At 35.7% G+C, this 238-nt stretch carries 1 protein-coding gene; it reads left to right on the top strand.

The window, feature by feature from the left end:
* A partial coding sequence (locus tag FUA24_RS23570) for a DEAD/DEAH box helicase (protein ID WP_148545781.1) occupies positions 1 to 238 on the top strand: 238 nt, incomplete at both ends.

The following is a 238-nucleotide window of genomic DNA, read 5'->3' as shown; positions in this document are numbered from 1 at the left end:
TGAACTAAAACTTTATGGTAAATATTGCAAAGGCTTAAACGTAACCGCTATTTATGGTGGCGCAAGCATTACAGAACAAGCCAAACAGGTTAAACGTGGCGCGCAAATTATTGTGGCTACTCCTGGTAGAATGAAAGATATGATTAGCCGTAGAATGGTTGATATATCTAAAATTGAATATAGCGTTTTAGATGAAGCTGATGAAATGTTAAACATGGGGTTTTATGAAGATATTACC

The sequence above is a fragment of the Seonamhaeicola marinus genome (assembly GCF_008085455.1).
The sequence above is the reverse complement of the archived record's forward strand: the minus strand, read 5'-3'. Positions and strand labels throughout refer to the sequence as shown.